Annotated in this window: 28 protein-coding genes and 10 tRNA genes; 32 read left to right on the top strand and 6 right to left on the bottom strand. The window is 41.5% G+C overall.

Annotation, left to right across the window (positions count from 1 at the left end; translation table 11 throughout):
• The 6 genes from SPD53_RS16530 to SPD53_RS16505 all read left to right on the top strand — a co-directional run.
• Positions 1-261: ATP-binding protein (locus SPD53_RS16530; RefSeq protein ID WP_336253211.1), on the top strand; the 261-nt coding region annotated here is incomplete at its 5' end.
• A 108-nt stretch (positions 262-369) separates the two neighbouring features.
• Entirely contained in the window at positions 370-753 is a 384-nt protein-coding gene (locus SPD53_RS16525; protein WP_336253210.1) for a PepSY domain-containing protein, read from the top strand.
• A 25-nt stretch (positions 754-778) separates the two neighbouring features.
• The gene (locus SPD53_RS16520) at positions 779-1,516 is read left to right on the top strand and encodes a PepSY domain-containing protein (RefSeq protein WP_336253209.1); all 738 of its coding nucleotides are present in this window, start codon (positions 779-781) and stop codon (positions 1,514-1,516) included.
• 246 nt (positions 1,517-1,762) lie between these two features.
• Entirely contained in the window at positions 1,763-2,014 is a 252-nt protein-coding gene (locus tag SPD53_RS16515) for a glutaredoxin family protein (protein WP_336253208.1), read from the top strand.
• 249 nt (positions 2,015-2,263) lie between these two features.
• Entirely contained in the window at positions 2,264-2,668 is a 405-nt protein-coding gene (locus SPD53_RS16510) for a YppG family protein (protein ID WP_336253207.1), read from the top strand.
• A gap of 71 nt (positions 2,669-2,739) precedes the next feature.
• On the top strand, positions 2,740-3,432 hold the full coding sequence (locus SPD53_RS16505) for an alpha/beta hydrolase (RefSeq protein ID WP_156856115.1): 693 nt from the start codon (positions 2,740-2,742) through the stop codon (positions 3,430-3,432).
• Between the two features lie 130 nt (positions 3,433-3,562).
• Here the strand turns inward: SPD53_RS16505 and SPD53_RS16500 are convergent, their stop codons facing one another.
• Positions 3,563-4,426, bottom strand: a complete 864-nt coding sequence (locus SPD53_RS16500; RefSeq protein WP_188857123.1) for a DegV family protein — start codon at positions 4,424-4,426, stop codon at positions 3,563-3,565.
• Positions 4,427-4,446: 20 nt separating this feature from the next.
• Positions 4,447-5,355: a DMT family transporter gene (locus SPD53_RS16495; protein ID WP_188857122.1), complete on the bottom strand. Its 909-nt coding sequence runs from the start codon at positions 5,353-5,355 to the stop codon at positions 4,447-4,449.
• 499 nt (positions 5,356-5,854) lie between these two features.
• Here SPD53_RS16495 and SPD53_RS16490 point away from each other — a divergent pair, with 499 nt between their 5' ends.
• Complete coding sequence (locus SPD53_RS16490) at positions 5,855-7,288, top strand: DEAD/DEAH box helicase (RefSeq protein WP_229782667.1); 1,434 nt, start codon at positions 5,855-5,857, stop codon at positions 7,286-7,288.
• A gap of 60 nt (positions 7,289-7,348) precedes the next feature.
• Here the strand turns inward: SPD53_RS16490 and SPD53_RS16485 are convergent, their stop codons facing one another.
• The 3 genes from SPD53_RS16485 to SPD53_RS16475 all read right to left on the bottom strand — a co-directional run bounded on the left by SPD53_RS16485 (position 7,349) and on the right by SPD53_RS16475 (position 10,100).
• Positions 7,349-8,767, bottom strand: a complete 1,419-nt coding sequence (locus tag SPD53_RS16485; protein WP_188857121.1) for a PH domain-containing protein — start codon at positions 8,765-8,767, stop codon at positions 7,349-7,351.
• Positions 8,760-9,239, bottom strand: a complete 480-nt coding sequence (locus SPD53_RS16480) for a PH domain-containing protein (protein WP_336253206.1) — start codon at positions 9,237-9,239, stop codon at positions 8,760-8,762. The genes SPD53_RS16485 and SPD53_RS16480 overlap by 8 nt, the downstream gene beginning before the upstream one ends.
• A gap of 87 nt (positions 9,240-9,326) precedes the next feature.
• Positions 9,327-10,100 (bottom strand): rhomboid family intramembrane serine protease, encoded by a 774-nt coding sequence (locus SPD53_RS16475; protein ID WP_188857119.1) that lies wholly within the window; start codon positions 10,098-10,100, stop codon positions 9,327-9,329.
• Positions 10,101-10,221: 121 nt separating this feature from the next.
• Between SPD53_RS16475 and acpS the strand changes: the two genes are divergently transcribed.
• From acpS to SPD53_RS16405, 14 genes are all read left to right on the top strand, one after another.
• A complete protein-coding gene (gene acpS, locus SPD53_RS16470; RefSeq protein WP_156855997.1) occupies positions 10,222-10,584 on the top strand; it encodes a holo-ACP synthase in 363 nt (120 codons plus the stop codon).
• A 63-nt stretch (positions 10,585-10,647) separates the two neighbouring features.
• On the top strand, positions 10,648-12,162 hold the full coding sequence (locus tag SPD53_RS16465; RefSeq protein ID WP_336253205.1) for an NAD(P)H-hydrate dehydratase: 1,515 nt from the start codon (positions 10,648-10,650) through the stop codon (positions 12,160-12,162).
• Between the two features lie 48 nt (positions 12,163-12,210).
• The gene (locus SPD53_RS16460; protein WP_336253204.1) at positions 12,211-13,221 is read left to right on the top strand and encodes a LolA family protein; all 1,011 of its coding nucleotides are present in this window, start codon (positions 12,211-12,213) and stop codon (positions 13,219-13,221) included.
• Positions 13,222-14,117: 896 nt separating this feature from the next.
• Positions 14,118-14,402, top strand: a complete 285-nt coding sequence (locus SPD53_RS16455) for a CopG family ribbon-helix-helix protein (RefSeq protein ID WP_156855994.1) — start codon at positions 14,118-14,120, stop codon at positions 14,400-14,402.
• 3 nt (positions 14,403-14,405) lie between these two features.
• Positions 14,406-14,765 (top strand): type II toxin-antitoxin system PemK/MazF family toxin, encoded by a 360-nt coding sequence (locus SPD53_RS16450; RefSeq protein WP_156855993.1) that lies wholly within the window; start codon positions 14,406-14,408, stop codon positions 14,763-14,765.
• Between the two features lie 260 nt (positions 14,766-15,025).
• Complete coding sequence (locus SPD53_RS16445) at positions 15,026-15,895, top strand: RsbT co-antagonist protein RsbRA (protein WP_156855992.1); 870 nt, start codon at positions 15,026-15,028, stop codon at positions 15,893-15,895.
• A gap of 15 nt (positions 15,896-15,910) precedes the next feature.
• Entirely contained in the window at positions 15,911-16,267 is a 357-nt protein-coding gene (locus tag SPD53_RS16440) for an STAS domain-containing protein (RefSeq protein WP_156855991.1), read from the top strand.
• A gap of 3 nt (positions 16,268-16,270) precedes the next feature.
• On the top strand, positions 16,271-16,672 hold the full coding sequence (locus tag SPD53_RS16435) for an anti-sigma regulatory factor (protein WP_188857116.1): 402 nt from the start codon (positions 16,271-16,273) through the stop codon (positions 16,670-16,672).
• 112 nt (positions 16,673-16,784) lie between these two features.
• Positions 16,785-17,798: a PP2C family protein-serine/threonine phosphatase gene (locus tag SPD53_RS16430; protein WP_188857115.1), complete on the top strand. Its 1,014-nt coding sequence runs from the start codon at positions 16,785-16,787 to the stop codon at positions 17,796-17,798.
• An 87-nt stretch (positions 17,799-17,885) separates the two neighbouring features.
• On the top strand, positions 17,886-18,218 hold the full coding sequence (locus tag SPD53_RS16425) for an STAS domain-containing protein (RefSeq protein ID WP_156855988.1): 333 nt from the start codon (positions 17,886-17,888) through the stop codon (positions 18,216-18,218).
• Complete coding sequence (gene rsbW, locus SPD53_RS16420; protein ID WP_156855987.1) at positions 18,218-18,694, top strand: anti-sigma B factor RsbW; 477 nt, start codon at positions 18,218-18,220, stop codon at positions 18,692-18,694. The genes SPD53_RS16425 and rsbW overlap by 1 nt, the downstream gene beginning before the upstream one ends.
• Positions 18,666-19,457 (top strand): RNA polymerase sigma factor SigB, encoded by a 792-nt coding sequence (gene sigB / locus SPD53_RS16415; RefSeq protein WP_156855986.1) that lies wholly within the window; start codon positions 18,666-18,668, stop codon positions 19,455-19,457. Before rsbW ends, sigB begins: the two co-directional genes overlap by 29 nt.
• A 1-nt stretch (position 19,458) precedes the next feature.
• Positions 19,459-20,049, top strand: coding sequence for a SpoIIE family protein phosphatase (locus SPD53_RS16410; protein WP_156855985.1), 591 nt, complete (start codon positions 19,459-19,461; stop codon positions 20,047-20,049).
• A 104-nt stretch (positions 20,050-20,153) separates the two neighbouring features.
• Entirely contained in the window at positions 20,154-22,313 is a 2,160-nt protein-coding gene (locus SPD53_RS16405) for a Tex family protein (RefSeq protein WP_370459742.1), read from the top strand.
• 232 nt (positions 22,314-22,545) lie between these two features.
• Here SPD53_RS16405 and SPD53_RS16400 read toward each other — a convergent pair whose 3' ends face one another.
• A complete protein-coding gene (locus SPD53_RS16400; protein ID WP_156855983.1) occupies positions 22,546-24,036 on the bottom strand; it encodes a catalase in 1,491 nt (496 codons plus the stop codon).
• Positions 24,037-24,442: 406 nt separating this feature from the next.
• Between SPD53_RS16400 and SPD53_RS16395 the strand changes: the two genes are divergently transcribed.
• From SPD53_RS16395 to SPD53_RS16345, 11 genes are all read left to right on the top strand, one after another.
• Positions 24,443-24,889 carry a SprT family protein gene (locus SPD53_RS16395; RefSeq protein ID WP_156855982.1) on the top strand — a complete coding sequence of 149 codons (447 nt, stop codon included), beginning with the start codon at positions 24,443-24,445 and terminating at the stop codon, positions 24,887-24,889.
• Between the two features lie 224 nt (positions 24,890-25,113).
• A tRNA-Asn gene (locus SPD53_RS16390) sits at positions 25,114-25,188 on the top strand.
• Between the two features lie 3 nt (positions 25,189-25,191).
• Positions 25,192-25,283 (top strand) — tRNA-Ser (locus SPD53_RS16385).
• 11 nt (positions 25,284-25,294) lie between these two features.
• Positions 25,295-25,366 (top strand) — tRNA-Glu (locus SPD53_RS16380).
• 155 nt (positions 25,367-25,521) lie between these two features.
• Positions 25,522-25,598 (top strand) — tRNA-Asp (locus SPD53_RS16375).
• An 8-nt stretch (positions 25,599-25,606) separates the two neighbouring features.
• Positions 25,607-25,681, top strand: a tRNA-Gln gene (locus SPD53_RS16370).
• 114 nt (positions 25,682-25,795) lie between these two features.
• Positions 25,796-25,880 (top strand) — tRNA-Leu (locus SPD53_RS16365).
• A 39-nt stretch (positions 25,881-25,919) separates the two neighbouring features.
• Positions 25,920-25,993: transfer RNA gene (locus SPD53_RS16360), tRNA-Arg, on the top strand.
• Between the two features lie 8 nt (positions 25,994-26,001).
• Positions 26,002-26,078 (top strand) — tRNA-Pro (locus SPD53_RS16355).
• 10 nt (positions 26,079-26,088) lie between these two features.
• Positions 26,089-26,162, top strand: a tRNA-Gly gene (locus tag SPD53_RS16350).
• 7 nt (positions 26,163-26,169) lie between these two features.
• Positions 26,170-26,243, top strand: a tRNA-Ile gene (locus SPD53_RS16345).
• Positions 26,244-26,350 lie beyond the last annotated feature (107 nt).

The following is a 26,350-nucleotide window of genomic DNA, read 5'->3' as shown; positions in this document are numbered from 1 at the left end:
TATAATGGTGACGTGATTTATTCTGTGAAAGATTATGGAAGTGGAATAGCTCGAGAAGATCAGGAACGGATATTCGAGCGGTTTTACCGGGTCGATAAAGCAAGAAGCAGAGGGACCGGTGGCAGTGGGCTCGGCCTGTCTATCGCTAGGGAAATTGCCGAAGACCATCAAGGAAAGCTAACTGTGGACAGTACCCTAGGGGAGGGCTCGACTTTTACAATGGTTTTACCGGTTATGAAAGAAGGGCCCGATGAAAAATAACGTTTACTCTCCGTAAAGATTCGTTTCTCAGCATTTTCTAATCTTCCTCACATCCTCCTATTATCTGCCCGAGCTATGATAAAAGCAGAGATCAAAGGAGGAAATAAAATGAATAAAAAGTTAGGATATGGAATTGGGACATTGACGATAGCATTGGTCATTGGTTTTACTGCTTATCAGTCGAATGCTGCACCGACAGAGCCGATTGTTGCAGCGAGTGAAACGGAAGAAGTACAAGAAACGAAGGAAAAAACAGGGGAAAACCAGGATCCATTTGCAGGTGTGCTATCGATTGAAGAAGTAAAGCAAATTGCTTTAACCGAATTCGAAGGTAAAGTGACGGAAATTGAACTCGACAAGGATGACGGCAGATTGATTTATGAGGTTGAATTAAGAGATGGTACGCATGAAGCAGAAATCGAACTTGATGCAATGACAGGTGAGATTATCGAGGTGGAAATCGAACAAGATGATGACAGCTGGGATGACTAATTAGCTAAGCTAGGAGGGGGTCATAATGAATAAAAAATTGCTAATGGCAATTGGGGCTATGGCGATTGCCACTGTATTAGGGCTTATTTTCAGTCAAAATTTATCGGTTTCAGCCGGACCTGACCTAACCGAGAAAGAAGTTACGGAAAAAGTGGAGGCCCAATATCCTGGGGAAATCACTGCACTTAAGTTAGATGAACAAGAGACAAATCCTATCTATGAAGTGGAAATTGTCATCGACGGGCAAGGATATGAATTAGTAATTGACGGGAACTCGGGTGAGGTATTAAAGCTGGAAGAAAAATGGCTAGCTAAAGCAGATGAAAAGAAAGATATGACTACGGATAAGCAGAAGGAAAATGGAGATAAGAGAGAAGCATCAGCTACAAATAAAAAAGAAACAGACTTGGAAATGAAAGAAAAAGCAACTGAAGATACAAAAGAGACCGAGCGTAAAACGGTAACTGCACCAAAACAAGAGGATGCAGAAGAAGCGAAAAAAGAAGATAACGAAGCAAAAAAAGGTCCCAATGATGATTCCAAGAAGCAATCCGATGAGCGGAAATCAACAATCAGTCAAGAAAAAGCAATTGAAATTGCATTAAAAGAGTTCTCCGGTGTGGTGGATGATATAGATTTGGATAGAGAAGATGGTCGCTTAATATATGAAATCGAAATTGAGAGCCCTGAAGGAGAGGCAGAAATCGAAATCGATGCCTACACGGGAGAAGTGCTCGTTGTTGATATAGATTTAGATGATTAATTGCAAAAAAGAAGAAAAGCACGGTGCAGCAACTTAGTACCGTGTTTTTTGTTACCCTTTTATGCAACGTATAGGCGTTGACTATTGTTTATTTGATGAGTTTTAAGCGAAATATTTTCTGTTCAACTAACATTCAGTGTGGGAGATAAGAAACCCCACTGAATGAAGTTTCATTTTATATTTAATCGGGTATTAAAAAGGTATAAAAAAAGAAAGAAATAAGGGAAGTTTTTGGAGGAATTTTAGATGGACAACTATGATGTAATCATTTATGTGAGTGACAATAATCAGTATTGCACAAAAGTAGTAAATCTCGTCAAAAAGTACGACGTTACTTACAAAATAAAAAATGTAACCCAGAATAGGGATTATATGACAAAAATGCAGAAGAAAGGGGTTTACGGTACACCAGCAATGTTTGTAAAAGGGGAGAAACATTCGATATTAGGTTTTCAAAAAGAACGGATACACCACATGCTTAGGAAAGTCGAAAACTGAACGTAACAACAAAGGCGCAAGCGCCCGTTTAGCAACGTACAAACTGGAGCACTCCGGAATGAGATAAAGGAAACACAACGAACGCAGTGAGTTGATGTTGACTTATCGATTGGAGGAGTGTGAAGTTTGCTAGTTGCTGGGCGCTGGAGCCGGACGTGGCTAGCCCCGGATACCTAAGTTATCACAGGATTTTTATTTTATAGCTTCTTATACAATAACAAAAGCTCCCCTAGCTGCATAATTTATAGTATGAATCAATGTTTGGATAAAGAGGTGTTCCAAATGGACGATAGAATGAGGCGGCATCCGTATCTGTACGCTAATCGAAACACACCACCATTTGCTCGCCAGCAACCACCCAATATACCAAACTCTCCCTATACACCTATATCACATATAACACCTTATGAACGCTATGCAAAACCGCCACAACCACTTAATTTGATGAGTCAAAGTCAAAGCCAAAGTCAGGAAGCGTATGGCAATCCGTCGTCGGAACAGACGCAAGCCGGCCTTCTTCGTGCTTTTACCGATGCAAATGGACAAGTGGACTTTAGTAAAACGATGACAACCATTAATCAGTTAGCGAGCACATATCATCAAGTTTCTCCGATTGTGAGACAGTTAAGCTCCTTGATCAGGACGTTCAGATAAGTTAGGTCGGATAAATAGGGGTCGATGAGCAGATAATAAAAGAAAGGAATGGTTAGAACGAGGGGATGCGGATGATAGGATGTTTATTGATTCACGGATTTACAGGTGGTCCTTATGAGCTTGGCCCGTTAGCGAAATATTTGCGTGAACATACGGATTGGCATGTTGAACTGCCGACATTGCCAGGACATGGGATTGAACTACACTTAGAGGACATCACTTACAAGGATTGGATTTCTGCGGCAGAGGAAGCTTTGCAGCAGCTATCGGAGAAATATGATGAAATTTATTTAATCGGCTTTTCGATGGGTGGGATGATTGCTGCTTATCTAGCGGCGAAGTATAAGGTAAAAAAATTAGTATTACTGGCAACCGCGGGGAAGTATTTGGATTTCAAACAGATTGGGACGGATGTTCAAGAAGTAATCCGTGATGGGTTGAAGGGCGGATTAGAAAACAATCAAATGTACAATCATTATAAGCGGAAATTTGGTCAAGTGCCGATAAAAGCGAATATCGAATTTGTAAAGCTTATTAATTTCACGAGACGATTTTTGAAAGAAGTCGAGACCCCTGTATTGATTGCGCACGGCCAACTTGATGGGATGGTACCTTATAAGACAGCTTACTATTTGGATAAGGAGATTGATTCGGAGCACAAGGAGATTGTACTCTTGGATCAATCGAGACATCTGCTTTGTTTAGGTGAGGATAAGGATACGATCAATCTGATGGTCCATGATTTTCTTGAAAAGAAAAAATAAACCGGATGGATACAAAATTACGTCCATCCGGTTTATTTTAGAGTAAGAAAGTATAAAATAAAAATGCTGTGATAACTCAGTTTCTAGGACTAGCCACGTCCGCTCTGAGCCCAGGGTGCTTGCGCTGTTGTTATTTTTTTCTGTCTTTAAAGAAAGCTATTACGATAGCACCATCTCCGCCGTGAGTTGCGATGATGGGACCGGTGTCTGTTAGGAACGTTTCTTTAAAGGAATATTTTTCTTTTATTTCGTTCAATAGTTTTGTTGCCCGGGATTCACTGTTGCAGTGGGTCATGAATAAGCTCTTATTTTCCGCATTTTTCGTATACTCTCCGATTTGTTGGATAAATCGGTTCACTGCACGTTTTTCTCCACGTATGCGTTCTGTTACTTCTATTTCTCCTTGTTCACTACCACGCATAAGCAATTTAATGCTGAGCGTCTTTGCAATCTTACCGGTTACCTTTGAAATCCGGCCACCGCGGACAAGGTTATCTAACGTCTGGAGGACAAATAAAGTAATCGTATCTCCAACTCGTTCTTCCGTATGCTGTACAACTTGTTCAAATGTATAGCCTGCTTGAATTTTATTGTATAAATCATGAAGCAAAAGGGCAATTCCGCCTGAAGCTGTTTTCGTATTGATGACAGCGATTTTACGCGCTGGTTCTTCTTTTTCAAGCATGTTTTTAGCGGTGACCGCATTTTGATACGTACTACTTAATTCCTTGGAAAGGCTCAGCATAATAATCGGCTTATCTTGCGGCACCTTTTTATAAGCTTCGTAAAAGTCGTTCGGGCTTGGTGCAGCGGAAAGTGGAACTTCATTAAGCTTCTTTACCTTCTGATGGAAATCCGCAAGCTTCAATGAATGACCAGTTTTATATTCGCCATCGCTGAAATTTAAATAAAGAGGGACAATTTCTAATTGCATTTGTTCGATTAACTGTTGTGGAATGTCTGCTCCACCGTCTGTCATTAGTTGAATTCTCATCCTGATTACCGCCTAACTGATTATTTTTTCCTTTGAGAAATGGTGACGTTCGTTTTTTTCGATGTGCTGATGATGAATAAATACAAGCCGAAGATAACGATCGTTCCACCTAAAAATTGAGACCAAGTAATAGCTTCATTTAAGAAAATATATGCTAAAAGGGCAGCTCCAACGGGCTCCAATAATCCGGCCATGGACACTGTTGTTGTACTTAACCAGCGTAAGCACCAGTTGAAAATTGAATGGCCGAAGAATGTTGGAATGATGGCAAGTGCAAGGAATGCATACCAGTTCGTTGCACTATAACCGGTGAATGAGTGCTGTAAGCCAAGGTTGTATATAAATAAAGTGACGGAAGCAACCCCATATACGATGAATGTATACGTCATTAGAGACAAGCTCTTCCTTGCAGATTGTCCAATCAGAAAATATCCTGTGATACCTATTGCTCCTAAAATGGCGAGCACATCACCGAGTAGTTCGTTTCCTCCGAGTTGGAAATCCCCCCAACCGATAATCAGACTTCCAAACAATGTAATGATCATACTGATGATGGCACCATAGGAAAAGCGTTCCTGAAACAATAAATAAGTCCCGAGGAAGGCAAAGACCGGTTGGATGGAAACAAACACAACGGAACTTGCAACGGATGTATGACTTAATGATTCAAACCAAAAAATAAAATGCGCGGCGAGAAATATGCCTGCGAGTATAGAAAGTATCCAGTTTCTTTTAGAGATTTGTTTGAATTCATGTCGGTAGTTAATTAATATAAATGGCGCCATCATGATAACGGCGAAGAATAAACGATAGAAAGCAGTCATAGCTGCAGGTGCATCTTCAGCAAGTCGAACGAGTATAGCAGAAGTGGATACAGCAGTTACTCCAATAAAGAGAGCTGCTTTCGGATTAAATGCAGGAAGACGCATAGAAAAACTCCTTTAATTGACACCTTTTCCAGAGGGGATGGCTAGGTCCATAACGCCCCTCTACTTTCAATATATTATCATCTTATATTACCATGATTCATGGAAAAATTCATTTATTTCACGCCGTTTGAAAGATAATCTGTAATCCATAATATTGTTTTCATTCAGCGTAAGTGCAAAGTTTAATTTAGATCACTATATATTAAATAAGTATTTATGACGGAGCATTGTGGAAAATGGTGACAAAGATGTGGTATCATAAGACAAACAGTAATTTGAGGCCCCGAAGATGGAAGGGAAGCCTAATTGTTCTTTTAGAGAAACAATAATTGGTACGTGATAAATCTTTTCCCGGTTGAATGATAAACCCTTGTACGTTTTAACCGTGCATATCTGATAATGGCAATGGGTATATGTATAGATAGGATTTATAAATCTGAAGTAAAGGACTAGTGGCCTCTTATAACTAAATTTTTTTTACAGAAGGAGTAGACATTAAGTGGCAAAATTTAATGAATTAAATATCGCGGCCCCGATTATGAAGGCTTTGGAAAGAATGGGCTTTGAAGAAGCAACGCCAATCCAAACGGAGACCATTCCTCTTGCGAAAGCGGGCAATGACGTAATCGGTCAAGCTCAGACAGGTACAGGGAAAACCGCTGCGTTCGGTATTCCGATGATTGAAAGAATCGACACTAAACTTCGCAAGGTACAGGGGTTAGTTGTGGCTCCGACGCGGGAATTGGCTATCCAGGTCGCAGAGGAAATCAATCGCATTGCAAGATTTGTCGGCATTCGTGCATTGGCAATATATGGTGGTCAACATATGGACAGGCAAATTCGTGCACTGAAAGATGGCCCGCAAATCGTCGTGGCAACACCAGGAAGATTGCTTGACCATATGCGGAGAAGAACTATTCGGACGGATCAAGTACGAGTTGCAGTTCTGGATGAAGCGGACGAAATGCTGAACATGGGGTTCATCGATGATATTCGTGATATCTTAAAAGGCATTCCAGAAGAACGTCAAACGTTGCTATTCTCCGCTACGATGCCAAAGGAAATTCGCGATATCGCAACAACATTGATGAAGCAACCGAAAGAAGTAAAAATTAAAGCGAAAGAAATGACGGTTGAAAATATTGATCAGTACTTCATTGAAATACCGGAGAAATTCAAGTTCGATACGTTGAACAATCATGTCGATATTCATTCTCCAGAGCTTGCAATTGTGTTTGCAAGAACGAAGAAGCGGGTCGATGAAATTACGGAAGGTTTACAGGCTAGAGGCTATCGTGCTGAAGGGATTCATGGCGACTTGACTCAAGGAAAGCGGATGTCTGTATTGAACAAGTTTAAAAACGGTCGTGTCGACGTGCTAGTTGCAACAGACGTAGCTGCACGTGGATTAGATATTTCCGGCGTGACTCACGTTTATAACTTTGATATCCCGCAAGATCCGGAGAGTTATGTACACCGTATCGGGCGTACAGGGCGCGCGGGTAAAACAGGTGAAGCGATTTCCTTTGTAACGCCAAGAGAAATGGCACATTTACATTTGATTGAAAAGACGACGAAGAGTAAGATGAAGCGTCTCGCACCACCGACGATTCAAGATGCTAGACGTGGACAACAGCAACTTACAATCGAAAGAATCCAGAAAACAATTGATAAGCGTGATTTAACGACATATCAAGAAGCTGCGAAGGACCTGTTGGAAGATCACGATTCGGTAACCGTTATTGCAGCGGCAATTAGCCTGTTGACGAAAGAAAGAAGAGACACACCAGTCCGGATTTCTTCGGTTGCACCAGTGAGTGTGAAAAAAGCACTCCATTCAAAAGGCAAAGGCGGACATCGCTCGAAAAACAAACGCTTCTACGGTGGACGTAACCGTAAAGGTAATTTCCAAAAACGTCGTAAAAGAGACTAACTAAGAATAAAAACGGTTTGGAGCAATATAGCTCCAAACCGTTTTTTTAGATACTAGCGTTTATTCCAATTTATTTCGATAAGCAATTCTGTCCCCCAGTTGGTTAACTTTTTCTTCTTCTAAATTTTTCACGTGATAGTGTTTGCCCCCGGTGTTGCTCAGAATAGATATTTTCATGGAGGCGAGGCTCCATTTTCTTTCGAGTGCATGATTCTTTTTCTCGAAGGCTTGTATTCGTTTTTGCTGAATGAGTACGGTAGTGCGCTTCACGTGTCGGTATCGGAGTAACAACCTGTTCCCTTTAAGGTAAAAGCCCGCATCCTTATAAGAGAGCCAGCCCAAGCCTAGGGAGAGCGCGAACAAAGCAATCGGAATCCAAGCAAACGACCGGAAAAAGATAAAGACGGCGATACTGGCCAGTAAGAATAATACACTTGAACGGACATAGTAATACGGTAATGCAGCGGGTGGTGGCTTCGTCCATTCGACTTCTTCTTCCTGCCAGCTGAAGTCTGGAGCAAATTCATCAAGAAAGGCGGCGATTTCTCGTTTATGCAGCAATGGGAATAGGATCGTTGAATCCGCTAATTTCCCATCTGTATTTCCGCCGGCAATTTCTGCAAAAATAAATGCGTAACCAAATGGCTGACGTAAGATGTTTTCTTCAATACCAATCGCCTGAATCCGGTGCAAGGGAATTGTCAATTGCTTTCTTTCAAGCAATCCCCGCGTAATGAATAATTCATCCTCCGTTCTCCTGATAGTGAATTTCCCGTAGCGAAGGAGTGTCCAGAGAATACTTAATAGCCAAATGGTGGCAAGAACACCAAGAATAATAAGAACAATGAATATAATACTTGCAGTTACCAACCACTCATAGGTGTAGTTATACACCATTTCAGGTATGAGTTCGTCAAATTCCGAGAGCCCAACGACGATGAAACCGATAATAATGCCAAGACCACCGGAAGTGATTCCGGCTAGGAGCAAGCGGGAAAAGGAAATTTCTTTCTGTGCAAGATACATTTCTTCAGGAACTAAGGTACCTGCTTTTCCGCTATTTTTTAACACTTCCCGGAGTTCTTTCGCATCTTTAAGCGAAACAGCTGAAAGGGCAGCTTCTGCCTTCTCTCCGCCACTTGCTGTTTCAATTTGGACCCGGGTCAGTTTGAATATACGATGGATCACACTTTCGGTTAAATCAATCGATTGGATCCGGTTTTTCGCAATAGACCGTTTCGTTCGTTTAAATATACCGTACTCAATCCATAGCTCATCATCGGTAACATAATAAGAAAAACGGTACCACGAGAGAATGCCATAAACCGAAGCGAGTATACTAAATGCCCCAAGTGCAATAGAAAATATGAGAAAGTTTCCAGCGACTAAAACGATTAGCAGCGAGAAAAATAATTCTTTAATTACTTTTAATATGTTAAAAATAATGGCTGCAGGGTGCAGGCGTCTTTCCTCAAACATCATCTTCGTCCACCCTTGCAAGTTGTGAAATCCGGTCCCGCAAATCAGAAGCATTTTCTTCTGACAAAGCAGGGATGATGTGCGTTGTCGCTGCGGTGGAAATCGACACACTCGCAACATGAAATCTCTTCATAATCGGGCCTTGTTCTGTATCGACGTGTTGTACCCGTATCATCGGGATTAATGTTCGCGTACGGATGAAAATTCCGTGCTGGATATAAATTTCCTGTTCAAAGATCTCATAGCGCCAGCGCCGATACCTAAGTTTAGGAAATAAGAAAATGAAAAGGTAACTTAATAAAACAGTTATAATTATTGCTCCGGTTATATAAACGAACGACCAATCCCAGAGAATCGCAAAGACTACCGACGTAAGAAGAATCAGCCAAAGTATGCCAAGGTAAATGGCGGCGCTGATTTTCCAAACGTCGACTGCCCACGGGTCGATTGCATGCTTCGGTGGTTGTCTCATTGTGCAACATCCTTCCATTACGATGGTTACTAGTAATACGATTAGGTGCTAATTAAGTTTCAAAAGAAGAAGGAAGTTAAGTTAAATTCAGTTGGAAAATCTGCTGAAAAATCCAATGACTGCAAGAATACCGATGATAATCCAGAGCCAGTTTTTACGGATGCTTTCAGGTATTATTCTTTTTTTATTCCAGCGATTCGGATTAAATTGTATCTCCCGGTCATCATCTGGATAGCTGCGCTGATAAGCATGCCACGGCGAGAAAGGGCGGATGTTTTTCAAAAAGAGTGGTGCTATCGCGAATCCTCCAGCAAAGCCTGCTAAGTGAGCGACGATATTAATTCGCGTTCCGACGAAGGACATAAGTACTCCGATGATGAAAATAGTTTTGATCATTTGCGAACTACCTTGGTCAATGAGATGCTTGCGGAAAGCAACCATGAATATATACATACCAAATAATCCGTAGATCGCTCCAGAAGCACCTAAATGTGTGTATTGTAAAGGTTCAATTAAAAACGTCGCTATATTTGCAATAACCCCAGCGGCTAAATAAGCAAGAATGAATTTGAATTTTCCAAGCATCAACTCAAGCGCTGGCCCAAAGATGACGAGGGCAAAGGAATTGAATAACACATGTGTCAATTCCCGGTGGAGGAAGATTGGGGTAACTAAGCGCCAATATTCGCCCATTGCAACGGATAAGTTATTACCAACTCCAAATACATAAACAATCCAACCGATCCCAGATTGAAAAAATTCCATCACTAACCAAAGGACGATGTGAATGATAACAAGGGTCGAGACGACGGGGTAAAGATTTATAAATTCTTTTAAACTTCTTTCGTTCCGGATAAACAATAGAAGAAGCCTCCTAAATAAGTTTAATTTCCTATAATGTTCAGGTACTATTATAATAATTAATAATACGAGTTATGACCAACATTAGCTATTATCATTGAAGGAGAGAAGGCAAAAGCCAATGATTAAAGGAATTGGAATAGATATTATTGAACTAGGCCGAATAGAGTCAAGCCTTAAAAAGGGAGACCGACTTGCGGCACGGGTGTTGACTGATTCGGAGTTAACAATATATAAACAATTTGCCAACCGGAGACGCCAGATAGAATATTTAGCTGGAAGATTTGCGGCAAAAGAGGCATGTGCAAAAGCGCTCGGGACTGGGATCGGGAAATTGAGCTTCCGGCACATGGAAATAATCCATGATGAGAGCGGGGCGCCACAACTTATGGTGCAGGGCTATGAAGGGTATGTTTTTCTATTATCAATCAGCCATAGTAAGGAATATGCCGTAGCACAAGTCGTTGTTCAAAAGAATGGGTAAAGAGAATCTGCATAAACGGAGTGGTTGTCTCATAGTATTTTAATGCGGGCAGGAGGGGACTTCATGTTTATAGTCACCGCAAAGGAAATGTACGATATCGACAGGCATACGATGAAGGAAATTGGTTTGCCGGGGCACGTGCTTATGGAAAATGCCGGAAGGGAGATATTTCGCAACATCATCTCTCTTTTTGAGCGAACAGAGTGGATAACAGTATTCGTTGGAGCAGGAAATAATGGTGGAGACGGTTTTGTCATTGCAAGGTATTTGATGGAACATGGTTATGATGTACGGGTTTTCCAAGTGGTTCCTGATGAGTTGATTCAGGGAGATGCCTTGCTGCATAAGAAAATTTATTTGAACAGCAATGGGAAAATATTTTCTCTCATAGACCACGGTGTAGAAGAAATCATTAAAAACTCAGACGTTATTATTGACTCTTTACTTGGAATCGGGAAGAAGGGTGCGCTGCGTGAGCCGTATCAAGACGTGATCAAACGGATAAACGAATCTGATGCCCGGGTCGTTTCTGTTGATATTCCGTCCGGGTTACCGGCTGATGAAGGAGTGCCATTTACTGTGGCTGTACAAGCGGATTACACGTTTATTGTCGGAGCTATGAAAATGACTGCGGTTTTACCGGACACGGCCAGCTATTACGGGGAATGGAAAGTCGTTGAGATTGGCTTCTCCAAGCGGACGATGGAGAAATATACGACCCGCCGCTTATACGGTAGCGATCAGTTCCAAGCAACCCTTCCAAGGAGACGGGCGTACGCACATAAAGGGGACCATGGTAAGGGTTTTATCATTGGTGGGAGTGCAAGGATGCCAGGAGCGATTACGATGGCTACGGAGGCAGCGCTTGTCGCAGGAGCAGGCTTAGTAACTGCAGGAACGTTGCAGGAAATTATCCCAATTATCGCTTCCCGGATACCAGAAGCGATGTTTAAGATATTGAAGGAAGAAGACGGGCTGTTAGTCTGGGATAATCACTTGGATGTATCAGCGTATGACGCAATCGCTGCCGGTGTCGGAATGGGCCGTAGTAAGCAGGGGGAGGAGCTAATAAAGCAGGTGCTAAAGGCAGCGACTTGTCCCGTTTTGGTTGATGCCGACGGATTATATCATTTAAGCAATTTACTCCCCATACTGAAGTCGAGAGATGCTGTGACAATTGTAACGCCTCACGCTGGAGAAATGGCCAGGCTTCTCGAGCTGCGGATAGAAGAAACGTTAACATCCCCTTTTCAGCATGCGAAAGACTTCGCAGAGGACTACGGAGTCTATGTCGTGTTAAAAGGGAAGTACACCATTATTACGAGCCCGGACGGTAAGCAGGTGGTTGATGCAACCGGAAATCCCGGTCTTGCAAAAGGCGGTAGCGGTGACGTACTCACAGGGATAATGCTCGCCATGATTTTACAAAACCAGACCATTTTTTCCGCCATCTGCAATGCTTGTTACCTTCATGGTACAAGTGCTGATTTAGCAGTACAGCATAAGCATAGTGTCTATGATCTAACAGCGACAGATATCATCGCCTGGATTCGTGAAGTATATCGTATGATTTCCTGATAAACGTGATTTGTTCCCTTTGTTAATTGAGACAAGGGAGATATGTGTATGAAGAAGCGCTATCTTGGAATATTCCTCATCGTCATCAGTATTGTCATCCTTTCAGCATGTGGAGAGAAATCGGAGGAAGATGTTGTCGAAAAACTGTCCGACACGTTGGAGGAAATGGATGGTTATAAAGCAGAAGCAGAAATGACGATGAAGACAGGACAGGAAGAACAGCGGTTTACGATTGATATTTGGCATCAGAAAGAGGATTATTATCGCGTGAAGCTCGGTTCTCAGGAAGATGACAAGGGTAGTCAAATCATATTGAAAAATGAAGACGGAGTGTTTGTGTTAACTCCAGCCCTTGAAAGAAGTTTCAAATTCCAATCAGAATGGCCGGAAAACAGCAGCCAGCCTTACCTTTACCACTCGCTCGTCAAAGACATATTAGATGACGAGGAAGCAAGCTTTGAAGCAACGGAAACCCATTATGCGTTTAAGACAAAAACAAATTACCAAAACAATACGAACTTGCCGTACCAGCAGATTCTTTTTGACAAGAAAACATTCTATCCAACTGCAGTGCAAGTATTGGATGTCGATGATAAAGCAGTCGTAGAAGTCCAGTTTCATACATTTGATACAGCGGTAAGCTTTGAGTCGGATGATTTTGCCATGGAGAAAAATATGGAAACAAACAGTGACGCTCCGACATTCAGTAGTAATGAAGAGGAAGTCTTTACCGTACTTCATCCGCTTTATACAGCCGGTGCAGAAGCAGTTGACCGGAAAGAAATGGAGCTCGATAACGGTAAACGAGTCATTTTGACGTATGGCGGTGAGAAGGATTTCACCCTCGTTCAGGAGATGCGTACCGATGTTCCAACACTAATGACACCTGAAGCAGTAAATGGGGAAATTGTGAATCTCGGTTTTACAATCGGGGCATTGACGGACGACACACTCCATTGGAATCATGAAGGCATTGATTACACATTGGCAAGTGACAGTCTAACGAAAGAAGAATTAATTGAAGTTGCCCAGTCCGTCCAAGGCCAAGAAATAAAATGAATCCCAAATGCACTTGAATAATCCCCTTAAGATTGATACAGTAAGACAAACTGTTACTCATCTTAAGGGAATATTTTTGCAAAATACACCGCTTCCATGCCAAACACTTTCATTCAGCGTAAGTATTTTGTGCATTCATTTTATTGGCGTTCTAATTACCATTCAGTTGCCCGGCGGACGGATGCGCATCCTAGACAGCCGAAGCCTCGACGCACAGGACGTTAATGTCAGACGTTGCCACATACGGGCACGGCCTCAGCCTCCTCGGAAGAAAACCGCTTCCTGCTCAGGTCTGGACTCGTGCTATTCCTGTAGGAGTCACCGTCCGCCGGGCAACTGAACTGGTCTAAAGGATTATTTTAAAAAGAAATTATTCCGTTATGATAAGGATTGTACTTCTGTAATATTAAACAGTAATCCAAATCACGCTTTTCCTCGGAGCAGTCCAGACACCTCGAGACTCCTGCAGGAGGCCGGCTAAGAACGGTCACGTCCTGTGACCAACGCCGGCATTAGAACTTCCTGTTCGTCGAAAGGCATAGGTGAGACCCCGCAGTACGCAAAGCGTACGAGGAGGCTCACCAGCCGCCTGCGGAAAGCGAGAGGTGTCTGGACTGCGGACTTCCAGATGAAAGTTGCACTTACGCTGTATGAAAGCAATATTAGAGCCTTTTTAAATATTATTCGTCTAAATGTTTAAGGTTTGAGGTTGGGAGAAATAATTGTATTTACATCTGCCAATATGAGCATATACCCTAATTTGCAAGGGAAAAATCGAAGAAAATTTGTTTTTTTGTAAGAAAACTATCGGAATCCCTTTGCATTCAAGCGTATTCAATGATACTATTAAGTAGAAATTATATTATATGTTCATCAGTTGGCGGAGGTGCATCATTTTGTCAGAGGGTTTACAGGAAGTGATGGTTAAATTACCTAAAAATCTTCTTAACGAGGTGGATGGTTTGGTGAAAAATGATAATGGTGATTTAAGTGAGTTCATTTATCAGGCAACGAAGAACTATTTAGAGCAGAAGAAACAGGCGCATTTCCAGCAATTTATGGAAACGATGCGACGCGGTTATGAAGAAATGGGCCACATTAATCTTAACATAGCTTCAGAGGCTTTCCAGGCTGAAGAGGAGGCTGATGACACCCTAGAGCGCACTGTGATCGGGGTGTAGCATTTGAACGTGCAAAGAGGCGAGGTATACTTCGCTGACTTATCTCCTGTGGTTGGATCCGAACAGGGAGGAGTGCGTCCGGTATTGATTATCCAGAATGATATCGGAAATCGTTTTAGTCCAACGGTAATTGTAGCAGCTATCACAGCACAAATCCAAAAGGCTAAGTTGCCTACCCATGTTGAAATCGATGCCAAAAAATATGGTTTTGACCGAAATTCTGTTATTCTCTTGGAACAGATTCGAACGTTGGATAAGCAGCGATTAACAGATCGAATAACAAGACTAGATAAAGAAATGATGGAGAAAATTAACCGGGCGATTGAAATAAGCCTAGGGCTGAAGGATATATATGATCATTGATGAAACCTTTCAACTATAATAATTGGAAGGTTTTTTTGTGCTTTCCTTACTCTTGAAATAGTCCTTCTTTCTCTTTTTGGCGGGGAGTTGGTATGGTACGATTTTTAAAGAATGGTTTTTTTAGGCATTTTCGTACAAAATACGATGCATTCCTAATTAGACGCGAATTATTGGATAAAATGGTTTCGAAATAGTCTAACGATGAAAAAGCATGTTATTATAGGGAATAAGCATGAATATAGAAGACGGGGGTATTAAGAGTGGAGACAAAGTTTAAACGAATTGTTCTTGAAAACAGTGATGCTATTGTTCAGATGTGGATGGATAATGTTCGCAATCTGAAAGATGAAAATTACACAACAAATATCGGGGACGAGCTTTACGAAAGCACGAACCGCGAATTTATGAATGTGATTTTTACAAGTATTCAAAGTCAAGGATCGATGGAAGAAGTTGAACAATTCTCCGAGAAAATTATTAATCTTGGCTGGCCACTAAGCTATATTACGGATGGCTTACAAGTATTTAGACGGGTGACCGTTGATTATATCTTGTCTAATCTGGACGATATGGACGATACGGAACAGATTAAAAGTGTATTTCAAAGTGTGGATGACTGGGTGGAACCGATTATTCGCAAGTTGGTAAATGAATACACAGGCAACTGGGAACAGATCGTTTCCTTGCAGCGTGTTGCACTTCAGGAATTGTCAGCCCCCCTTATCCCAGTAATGGACAGGATTACAATCATGCCGCTTATCGGGACGATTGATACCGAACGGGCAAAGTTAATTATGGAAAATTTGCTGCAAGGTACGATCAACCATAACTCGGAAGTTGTCCTTATTGATATTACAGGCGTACCAGTTGTTGATACGATGGTTGCGCATCATATTATTCAAGCAGCGGAAGCCGTCCATTTAATCGGGGCGAAATGTATTCTAGTTGGTATCCGTCCGGAAATTGCCCAAACAATTGTGAATTTAGGCATTGATTTAAGCGATTTTTCGACAAAGAGCTCCTTGAAAAAAGGATTCATGTCTGCACTGGAAATAACGAACAGGAAAATTGTTCCGCTAGAAGGGAAAAGCAGGGAAGAACAGATAAAGAATATTATTGATTCGATATAAAGGAGAGTGAGATCTTTGCGTATACCAATTCTTAAGCTGAATAATTATCTGCTGATATCGATTCAAACAGAAATAGATGATCAGACAGCTATACAGTTCCAAGAAGATTTATTGGATGAAATATATAAAACAGAGTCTTCTGGAGTAGTGATTGATTTAACATCGGTCGATATCATCGATTCATTCATTGCGAAAGTTCTTGGAGATGTGGTTACAATGTCAGATTTAATGGGGGCGAAAGTAGTATTAACGGGTATTCAACCCGCTGTTGCAATGACATTGATTGATCTAGGAATAAATATGAAAAATGTACCAACCGCATTGGATCTTGAGCAAGGGCTTCTCAAACTCCATAAGGAATTGGGGGTATAATAGATGAACCCTCAGTCCTGTGTGCACATTCATAAAGAGTGGGATATTGTAGGGGCGCGTCAGCTTGGTAGGGAAATGGCGAAAGAAATCGGCTTCAGTACCGTTGATCAAGCTCGAATTGCGACTGCAATATCGGAACTCGCTCGAAATATATATTTATATGCCGATCAAGGGAAGATATCCTATGAAATAATCTATAATAATAGTAGGACAGGGCTGTGTTTAATTGCTGAAGACGAGGGCCCAGGGATTTCTGATATAAGTCAAGTAATGGAAGATGGCTTTACGACATCTGGAGGACTAGGCGCTGGATTGCCTGGAGTAAAACGCTTGATGGATGAATTCGAAGCTTATTCCGAGATAGGGAAAGGTACAACAATTAAAACGGTTAAGTGGCTGCGCTAATTACGAAGCGTACTAGATAATCTTGAAGAGTTATGGAGTGTTTGCTATCAGCTTGCACTCCATCCTTATTATATAAGGTAAGAGCGATGGAGATCGAGATAGGGGGAATACAATGGAGAATTTTTTCAAGGAAAAAGCAGATGAATATAAAAAACTGCTGGCGGAATATATTGAGTTTCAAGATGAAAAAGCACTCTACGGTGTTGAATTGGTCAGCAAAGCTTTTATCAAGCATAATATCTTACCGGAGGAAATTGTCAATATACATATTAAAGCGCTGAAAGAGTTATATCCGGACTTATTCGCTTCCTTTGAACATTCACTTGATTTCCTTTTGGAAGCGATGATATCTTATGGACTTGCCCATCAAGAAATTCAAAACCTCCGAGAACAGCAAATTGCTTTAAAATCGGAAATATCGGTTGCTGCACAGATGCAGAAGACATTATTAAAAACGAAGAAGCCGGATATAGCCGGGCTCGATATCGGTGTTATCAGTGTTCCGGCTAACCAGATGAACGGTGATTACTATAGCTTTTTGCAAAACTTGGATGGTACAATCGGGATTGCAATGGCAGATGTGATTGGAAAAGGTGTACCGGCTGCACTGTGCATGTCGATGATCAAATATTCGTTAGATAGTTTGCCGAAAGAGTCTACGCCACCACCGGTCATTTTGGGGAATTTAAACCGGGTCGTGGAAAGGAACACCGAGTCCAATATGTTCATTACCATGATGTATGGCGAATATAACCCAGAAACGGGCAAACTTGTTTATTCCTTTGCCGGACACGAACCGGGCTACTATTATTGTGCTGATGAGGACCGTTTTACAGAGTTTTCAACAGCTGGTCTTGTTCTCGGTGTTTCCGAAGATGTAGAATATGAACAAGCGGAAATTGAAATCGCAAAAAACGACATGATTGTCTTAATGACAGATGGTGTCACGGAATGCCGGGATGGTGACCGGTTCATCGAAATCGATGAGGTGTTTGATGTGATTCGACAATACTTGCATCTGTCCGCTCAAGATATGGTGCAAGAAGTTTATCGTTATTTTGAAAGGTTGCAAGATTTCCAGCTTCAAGATGATTTTAGTTTATTAATTTTACGAAAGACGGTTTAAGACTTTTTGCAACCGGGTAATAAAGATATGTGTCTAGAAATAGTAAATCCATATATTTAGAATATATTATTAGATGGGGGGATTACCTTGAATCTTGAAATTACACTTACCGAAGAAGGAAACCAATCAATTATAACACTTGCTGGGGAGATAGATGCATATACCGCTCCTGACCTGAAGGAAACATTTGGAATTGTAACGAAAAAAGCCGGACAGGAAGTCATTGTTGATTTGGAACATGTTACATACATGGATAGTACTGGCCTTGGATTGTTCATTGGTGCGTTGAAGTCCACTAAAGAGAATGATAGTGAGCTAAAGTTGGTGAACCTCCAAGACCGCGTTTACCGTCTATTCCAGATTACCGGGCTGGATGAAATTATGGATATTAAGGCAGCGATTAGAGGTGGAAATGAATAATGGAGAAGTTTGAATTTGTTGAAATGACAATCCCGGCTAAAGCAGAATATATTGGTGTCATTCGATTGAGTCTCTCTGGTATTGCGAACCGAATGGGCTTTTCCTATGAGAGTATAGAGGACTTAAAAATTGCCATTTCAGAAGCGATAACAAACGCAGTCACCCATGCCTATGAAAAGGATGAAAAAGGTGAGATCCAAATTGGCTTCGGTATCTATGAAGATCGTCTTGAAGTGATGGTTGCAGACCGAGGAGTTAGCTTTGATGTAGAAGAAGTCCGTAAAAAGGCAGGTCCATACAAGAAATCAAAACCAGTGGAGGATTTACAGGAAGGTGGGTTTGGTCTTTTCCTAATCGATGCACTAATGGATAAAGTAGAAATACATGATCATAGTGGAATTATTATCATTATGACTAAATATATAAATGAAGCAGAGGTGGGTCTAGATGGCGACCGAATCTCAACCACATCATAAAGGAAGAGATGAGGTATACCAATGGATAAGACATTTACAAGAAAACCCCACTGATGAAGCAGTTCAGGAAAAGATTGTATTACATTATAAAGACCTGGTGGGATCCATTGCAAGAAAATATTCAAGAAACAGCATTATTTATGAAGATCTCACGCAGGTTGGGATGATTGGTCTTTTAGCCGCTGTGAAGAGGTATGATGAAACGTTCGGGAAATCGTTTGAATCCTTTGCGATTCCGACGATCATTGGTGAAATTAAACGCTACTTGCGTGACAAAACATGGAGTGTCCATGTCCCGAGGCGAATTAAAGAACTTGGGCCGAAAATTAAAAAGGCAGTTGATGAGCTGACAAGGGCGAATCAGAAATCTCCTACGGTGGAAGAAATTGCAGATTACCTGGAAGTTTCTGAAGAAGAAGTGCTGGAAACGATGGAAATGGGTAAAAGTTATAAAGCACTTTCCGTTGACAGAAAAGTTGAAGCGGATTCGGAAGGAAGTACAGTTGCAATACTAGATCTCGTCGGAGATGAAGATACGAGTTATGATACAATCGATCAGCGAATGATCCTCGAGAAAGTAATGCCGATTTTATCCAAGCGGGAGCAGCTTATTTTACAATACACGTATTTTGAGAATAAGAGTCAGAAGGAAACGGGTGAAATATTAGGTATTTCGCAGATGCACGTCTCCAGATTACTTCGGAAAGCCTTATTAAAATTAAGGGAAGCAATCCAAACGGACCAATCCGAGGTGTTGGATTAATATGGGACAATCAAATGTATTTGTTTCCGTGTACCAACAGCCAAAGCAAGGGAATACTTTTTGTGGAGACAGTTATTTCTACAATGAGACAGAGGACCATTTTATTTGTGCGATCGCTGATGGGCTCGGAAGTGGAGAGTATGCTATGGAATCTTCCCAGGCGGTCATTGACATTATTAAAGAGAACAATCATGTTAGTGTGGAAGAACTCGTTAGAAAAAGCAACGAAATTTTATATGGGAAGCGTGGGGTAGTCCTCGGTATCTTGAAGATGGATTTCCGGTCCGAGGTCTACTCTTTCTCTTCAATTGGAAATATCGGGATTATGACAGTGACTGATGATCGAGTGAAAAAGCGTAATATCCCGAACACTGGCTATCTGGCGGGGTATAAGCGCTCCATTAAAGTGGAAAACTATAAGTTGAACAAAGGCACTAATTTTATTATGTTTTCAGATGGTGTGAAGGATAAAGAGTTATCCCACTGTTATTTCACCGATAAAGATGTAAATAGAATTACCAAATCCTATGAATTAACTTCTGAACCAAATCGCAGCGATGATACGACGCTAATTGCGATAAGGTATGATTGAGGAGGAATATGGAGAACCGGTGCTAGGCGCCGGTTTTTTCGCGTGAAGCTGACGCTATATCCTGAATTCTGGTAAAATAGAGGAATAAGGAGGAAGATATGTCGATGAGTTATGATAATGAGTTATTTCAATTGGTAGCTAGAGAAACAAATATAAAAACGCCTGTAATTGAAAAAGTTATTGCTTTATTTGATGAGGGAAACACTGTACCTTTTATTGCGCGTTACCGAAAGGAAATTACAGGTGGACTTGATGAAGTAGAAATTAAATTGATTCAAGATAAATGGACGTACGCACTTCAATTATCCCAGCGTAAAGAAGAAGTGTTGCGCATTATTAAGGAGCAGGGCAAGTTAACGGAAGAACTGGCATTGGAGATTAAATCAGCAACCCAGTTACAGCGGGTGGAAGATTTATATCGGCCATATAAACAGAAGCGAAGAACCCGGGCAACGAAGGCGAAGGAGAAAGGTCTTGAACCGCTCGCAACTCTAATTTGGGAACAAAACGATATTGATTTACATAAAGAAGCGGAAAATTATTTGTCCGATGAGTATGAATTAACTACAGTGGCAGAAGTGCTAGAAGGTGCGAATGATATAATCGCTGAATGGATTTCTGATATTCCAGAGTACCGGGAATATATTCGAGAGGAGACATGGAAGCGTGGTAAGCTCGTTTCCGAAGTGAAGAACGAGGAACTCGATGAAAAGAAAGTATATGAAATGTATTACGAATACGAAGAAAATATCCGTTCGCTTGTATCGCACCGTATCCTCGCGCTTAATCGCGGAGAAAAGGAAGATGTTTTAAAAGTATCCATTCAGCCACCAATCGAGAAGGTTGTCGACTATTTGAACCGGAAAACGGTGAAGCGTTCTACTACTGGTGCGGTTGCTGAGTTTTTAAAGCTTGCGGTAGAGGATAGTTATAAACGATTGATCCAACCCTCAATTGAAAGAGAGATCCGGAATGCACTGACTGAAAAAGCGGAGGACCAAGCGATTGACGTCTTTGCCGTAAATTTAAAAAACCTACTCCTCCAGCCGCCATTAAAAGGAAGAACAATCCTTGGTGTCGACCCTGCATTCCGGACAGGCTGCAAGTTAGCTTTAGTTGATGAAACAGGGAGAGTTCATGACGTCTCTGTGATCTATCCTACAGCTCCGAGACTCGACGTGAAAGGTGCAGAGGAAACAGTCCTTCATTTTATTGAGAAATATAAGGTGGAACTAATTGCGATTGGGAATGGCACGGCATCCCGGGAGACCGAGCAATTTATTTCTGATTGTATTCAAAAAAATGGGCTCGACATTCCGTATATTATTGTGAATGAAGCAGGGGCGAGTGTGTACTCTGCATCAGAACTTGCACGGGAAGAGTTTCCTGATTTACAAGTAGAGGAACGGAGTGCTGCTTCAATTGCCCGCCGTGTGCAGGACCCGCTTGCAGAACTTGTAAAAATCGATCCCAAGTCGATTGGTGTTGGTCAATATCAGCATGATGTCAGTCAGAAAGCGTTGAATGAGTCTTTAACATTTGTCGTAGAAACAGCTGTTAACCAAGTTGGTGTTAATGTGAATACCGCCTCTACTTCTTTATTACAATATGTATCTGGTCTAAGTAAGACCGTAGCCAATAATATCGTAACAAGACGAAATGAGGAAGGAAAGTTCACGAATAGGAAACAATTGAAGAAGATTCCACGGCTCGGGGCTAAAACTTATGAACAAGCGATTGGTTTCTTGCGGGTTATTGATGGAGAAAACCCGCTTGACCGGACACCGATTCACCCGGAGAGCTATAAACCGACAGAAGAACTTCTGAAATTATTAGGCTATACAATAGAAGATATCGGAACAGACGAATTGCGTGAAAAGTTTAAGACAATCAGTAGTAAAGAGATTGCTGAAGAACTAGCTATCGGTGAACCGACATTAAAGGATATTATCGATGCACTAAGCCGTCCGGAAAGAGATCCGCGCGATGATTTCCCGCAACCTTTATTGAAGCGGAATGTTTTATCTCTCGAAGATTTAAAACCGGGAATGGAGATGCAAGGTACCGTACGTAATGTTGTCGACTTTGGTGTCTTTGTCGATATTGGAGTAAAGCAAGACGGACTCGTGCATATATCTAAAATGTCCACTAAATTTGTGAAGCATCCAATGGACATTGCTTCTGTTGGGGATGTTGTGACGGTTTGGGTGGAAAATGTAGATGAAGAAAAAGGGCGTATAGCCCTTTCCATGGTGACAAACTAAAAAATCTGCTGAGGAGCACTTGATGCTCCCAGCAGATTTTTTCATTCTTGCCGTCCAGCGATTAGCGAGACTTTCTTCACCCCTGTACCATCCTAGGAGGCACATTCCGTACGTCGCTGCGACTACTGGATGTGCTCGTGCAAATGCTCCTCGGTGGAACGAGTAATTGCAGTCTCAGGTGTTGCGAAACGAATCGCGTTTTAAACCTACATGGGCGCTTTCGCTTTAGAATTTATTCTTTATCAACAGCTGCTTCAACTTCGCTTAGAGAGATACCGAGTGCTTTTGCTACTCCTTCTCCGTAAGCTGGATCAGCTTTGTAGCAGTTGACGATATGTCTTAACTGTACGTCTTTAGATACACCGTCCATGTTTCTTGCAGTGTTTTCGAATAGACGTTGTTGTGCTTCAGGAGACTGAAGACGGAATAACTTACCAGGCTGCTCGTAGAAGTTCTCATCTTGTTCATCGAAGTCCCAGTAATTTGCATCTCCGCCAAGCTCTAATGGTGGCTCCTGATGCTCTGGGCTGTCTTCCCACTCACCATAGCTGTTCGGGTTGTACGATACGTGTCCTCCTTGGTAAGGAACGATACGCATTGCACCGTCACGGTGGTATGGGTGGAAGTTCTCAGCGTTTTTCGGATAGTTAACTGGAATTTGCCAGTGGTTAACACCTAAGCGGTAACGTTGTGTATCACCGTAAGAGAATAGTCTTCCTTGAAGCATTCTATCTGGTGAGAATCCGATACCAGGTACAATGTTAGTTGGAGCAAATGCCGCTTGCTCAACTTCTTCAAAATAGTTTTGTGGGTTACGGTTTAGCTCTAATTCACCAACTTCGATTAGTGGGTAGTCACCTTTATACCATACCTTAGTTAAGTCAAACGGGTTGTCTGAATGATTTTTCGCTTGCTCATCTGTCATTACTTGGATGTACATTTTCCACTTCGGATTTTCACCACGATCAATTGCTTCACGTAAATCACGGATACTGCTGTCACGGTCTTTTGCAATTACTTCTTCCGCTTCTTCATCCGTAAGGTTTTCGATACCTTGTTGAGAATAGAAATGGAATTTAACCCAATGACGCTCATTATCAGCGTTGAACATACTATACGTATGACTTCCAAACAAATGCATATGTCTGAAGTCTTTCGGAATACCACGGTCAGACATGATAATTGTTACTTGGTGTAATGCTTCTGGAAGGCTACTCCAGAAATCCCAGTTTGCTTGTGCGTTATGCAAGTTTGTTACTGGGTCTTTCTTCACGACGTGGTTTAAATCAGGGAAACGCTTAGGATCTCTAAAGAAGAATACAGGGGTGTTGTTACCAACTAAATCCCAGTTACCTTCTTCTGTATAGAATTTCAAAGCTGCTCCGCGGATATCACGTTCTGCATCAGCAGCACCACGTTCACCAGCTACAGTAGAGAAACGTGCAAACATTTCTGTCTTCTTACCAACTTCAGAGAAAAGTTTAGCTTTGGTATACTTTGTGATGTCGTTTGTTACAGTTAATGTACCATAAGCACCGCCACCTTTAGCATGCATACGACGCTCTGGAATTACTTCTCTATCAAAATGTGCTAGTTTCTCTAAGAACCAAAAGTCTTCCATTAATAAAGGACCACGGGGACCAGCTGTTTTGGAATCATAATCGTTAGGAACTGGTGTACCAAAAGCTGTGGTCATTTTCATATTCTTTTTGTTGTTTTCCATACTTTTAATTCCTCCCTAATCTATTAACTACAATTATTATAATAACACAATTATTAGCAGATTACTATTAATATAGCCTAATATTTACTGCTTGGAAATACTAAATGCATCAATTAAAGCTAAGCCTCGCTTCAGAATCGAAATGACAGATTATTCCCTTAAGAAGAAGGTTAGAAGAAGATTATTTGATTATTCATCTTCTTTTTCTCAATTAATAATATTAAATGAGAAAAAGAGGGGATGTAACAGAGTGTTTGGGTCTATTGATAGTCATTCATCTGTATATCTTATACTAGAATTAATTAGAATAACAATAAACTTGCTTATTAAAAAGCAGGACATAAAGATGCGAGCGCTTATTATGATATAATGGGAGAAAAATAGGATAGTAAGGAAGTTATTTACAATGAATGAGCAGAAATTAAAGGAGTTGGTTCACCATCTTTCGGTTACTTTTTTCCATAAACCGTTTAAGGACCAGGTGCGCTTCAATCATAGACTTCGGACAACCGGAGGAAGATATATACCAACGAAACGATTAATAGAACTAAATCCGAAATACGCGCTTGAAACGGATGAAACTGAATTTCATGGTATTATCAAACATGAATTATGCCATTACCATTTACATATTGAGGGAAAGGGATATAAGCATGGTGATCGGGATTTTAAAGAGTTATTAAAGAAGACAGGATCCCCTCGGCACTGCAAACCACTTCCATCTGAAATTAATTCTTTTAAATATAAATATGAATGTTCCCGTTGCGGAAGGTTATATAAAAGGAAACGCAAGGTCGATACTAAGAAATATGTCTGCGGAAAATGTAAAGGGAAATTGGTTGCTATACAATAGGAAGAAACTGAAAAAATGGCCGAGCCGAATCAGCATCTCTTCAGCAGTAAAACATGAAACTTGTAAAAATGCGTTGACGAAATGTAAAAACCATGTTAAATTATATAAGCTAACGTTTTTGGTTGTCCCAAATCGTTAGTTTGAAACATTAAAAAAAGTAGTTGACAAGTGTTCAGCAATAAGGTATTATATTTCTCGTTGACATTATTTAACAGTTCAAACATTCCACAGTAGCTCAGTGGTAGAGCAATCGGCTGTTAACCGATCGGTCGTAGGTTCGAATCCTACCTGTGGAGCCATTCGGAGAAGTACTCAAGAGGCTGAAGAGGCGCCCCTGCTAAGGGTGTAGGTCGGTTTTACCGGCGCGAGGGTTCAAATCCCTCCTTCTCCGCCATTTAAATATATGGCCCGTTGGTCAAGTGGTTAAGACACCGCCCTTTCACGGCGGTAACACGGGTTCGAATCCCGTACGGGTCATCTTTTATAAAAAGATTGAAACGATCGTTTAGAAACAAATCCACAAACAATTTCCCGAAAACGCATAGTATTTGAGAAGCATTTGTTTGCGGAGGGAGTTTCTGGGAGTCGGGGTTAGATTCTAAACTTCTAACTCTATAATATAAGATGAAGTGGGTCCGGTAGTTCAGTTGGTTAGAATGCCTGCCTGTCACGCAGGAGGTCGCGGGTTCGAGTCCCGTCCGGACCGCCATTCGTTGTTGGGCTATAGCCAAGCGGTAAGGCAACGGGTTTTGGTCCCGTCATTCCTAGGTTCGAATCCTAGTAGCCCAGCCATTTATTTTCCCAAACTACACAGTAACGATTTGTGATCAATCGGGATAAAATGATAGACAGACAATTATTAGAAACAATAATTTTATCCTTTTGTTAAAAAACATATTTTATTATGCGGTCGTGGCGGAATGGCAGACGCGCTAGGTTGAGGGCCTAGTGGGAGTTAAATCCCGTGGAGGTTCAAGTCCTCTCGACCGCACTTTTTTTATTTTCTACTATATAACATAAAAGAAATTCTGCGCCCGTAGCTCAATTGGATAGAGCGTTTGACTACGGATCAAAAGGTTAGGGGTTCGACTCCTCTCGGGCGCGTTGGTCGGCGGGAAGTAGCTCAGCTTGGTAGAGCACTTGGTTTGGGACCAAGGGGCCGCAGGTTCAAATCCTGTCTTCCCGACCATTTCGATTATGCGGGTGTAGTTTAGTGGTAAAACCTCAGCCTTCCAAGCTGATGATGAGGGTTCGATTCCCTTCACCCGCTCCATTAAAAGGGGCCTGTAGCTCAGCTGGTTAGAGCGCACGCCTGATAAGCGTGAGGTCGGTGGTTCGAGTCCACTCAGGCCCATCCATCCCTTTCTAAAAAAATAAAACTTTTTCGAGAAAAAAGGTTGACTTAAAATGAAATGGATGATATTATATAAAAGTTGCCTCGGAAAAATGAGGCGACCAGAA

The organism is Oceanobacillus sp. MO10714A, from assembly GCF_037072045.1.
Classification (GTDB): Bacteria; Bacillota; Bacilli; order Bacillales; family Amphibacillaceae; genus Oceanobacillus; species Oceanobacillus indicireducens.
Note: the sequence above shows the minus strand (reverse complement) of the source record. Positions and strands in the feature narration are given on the sequence as shown.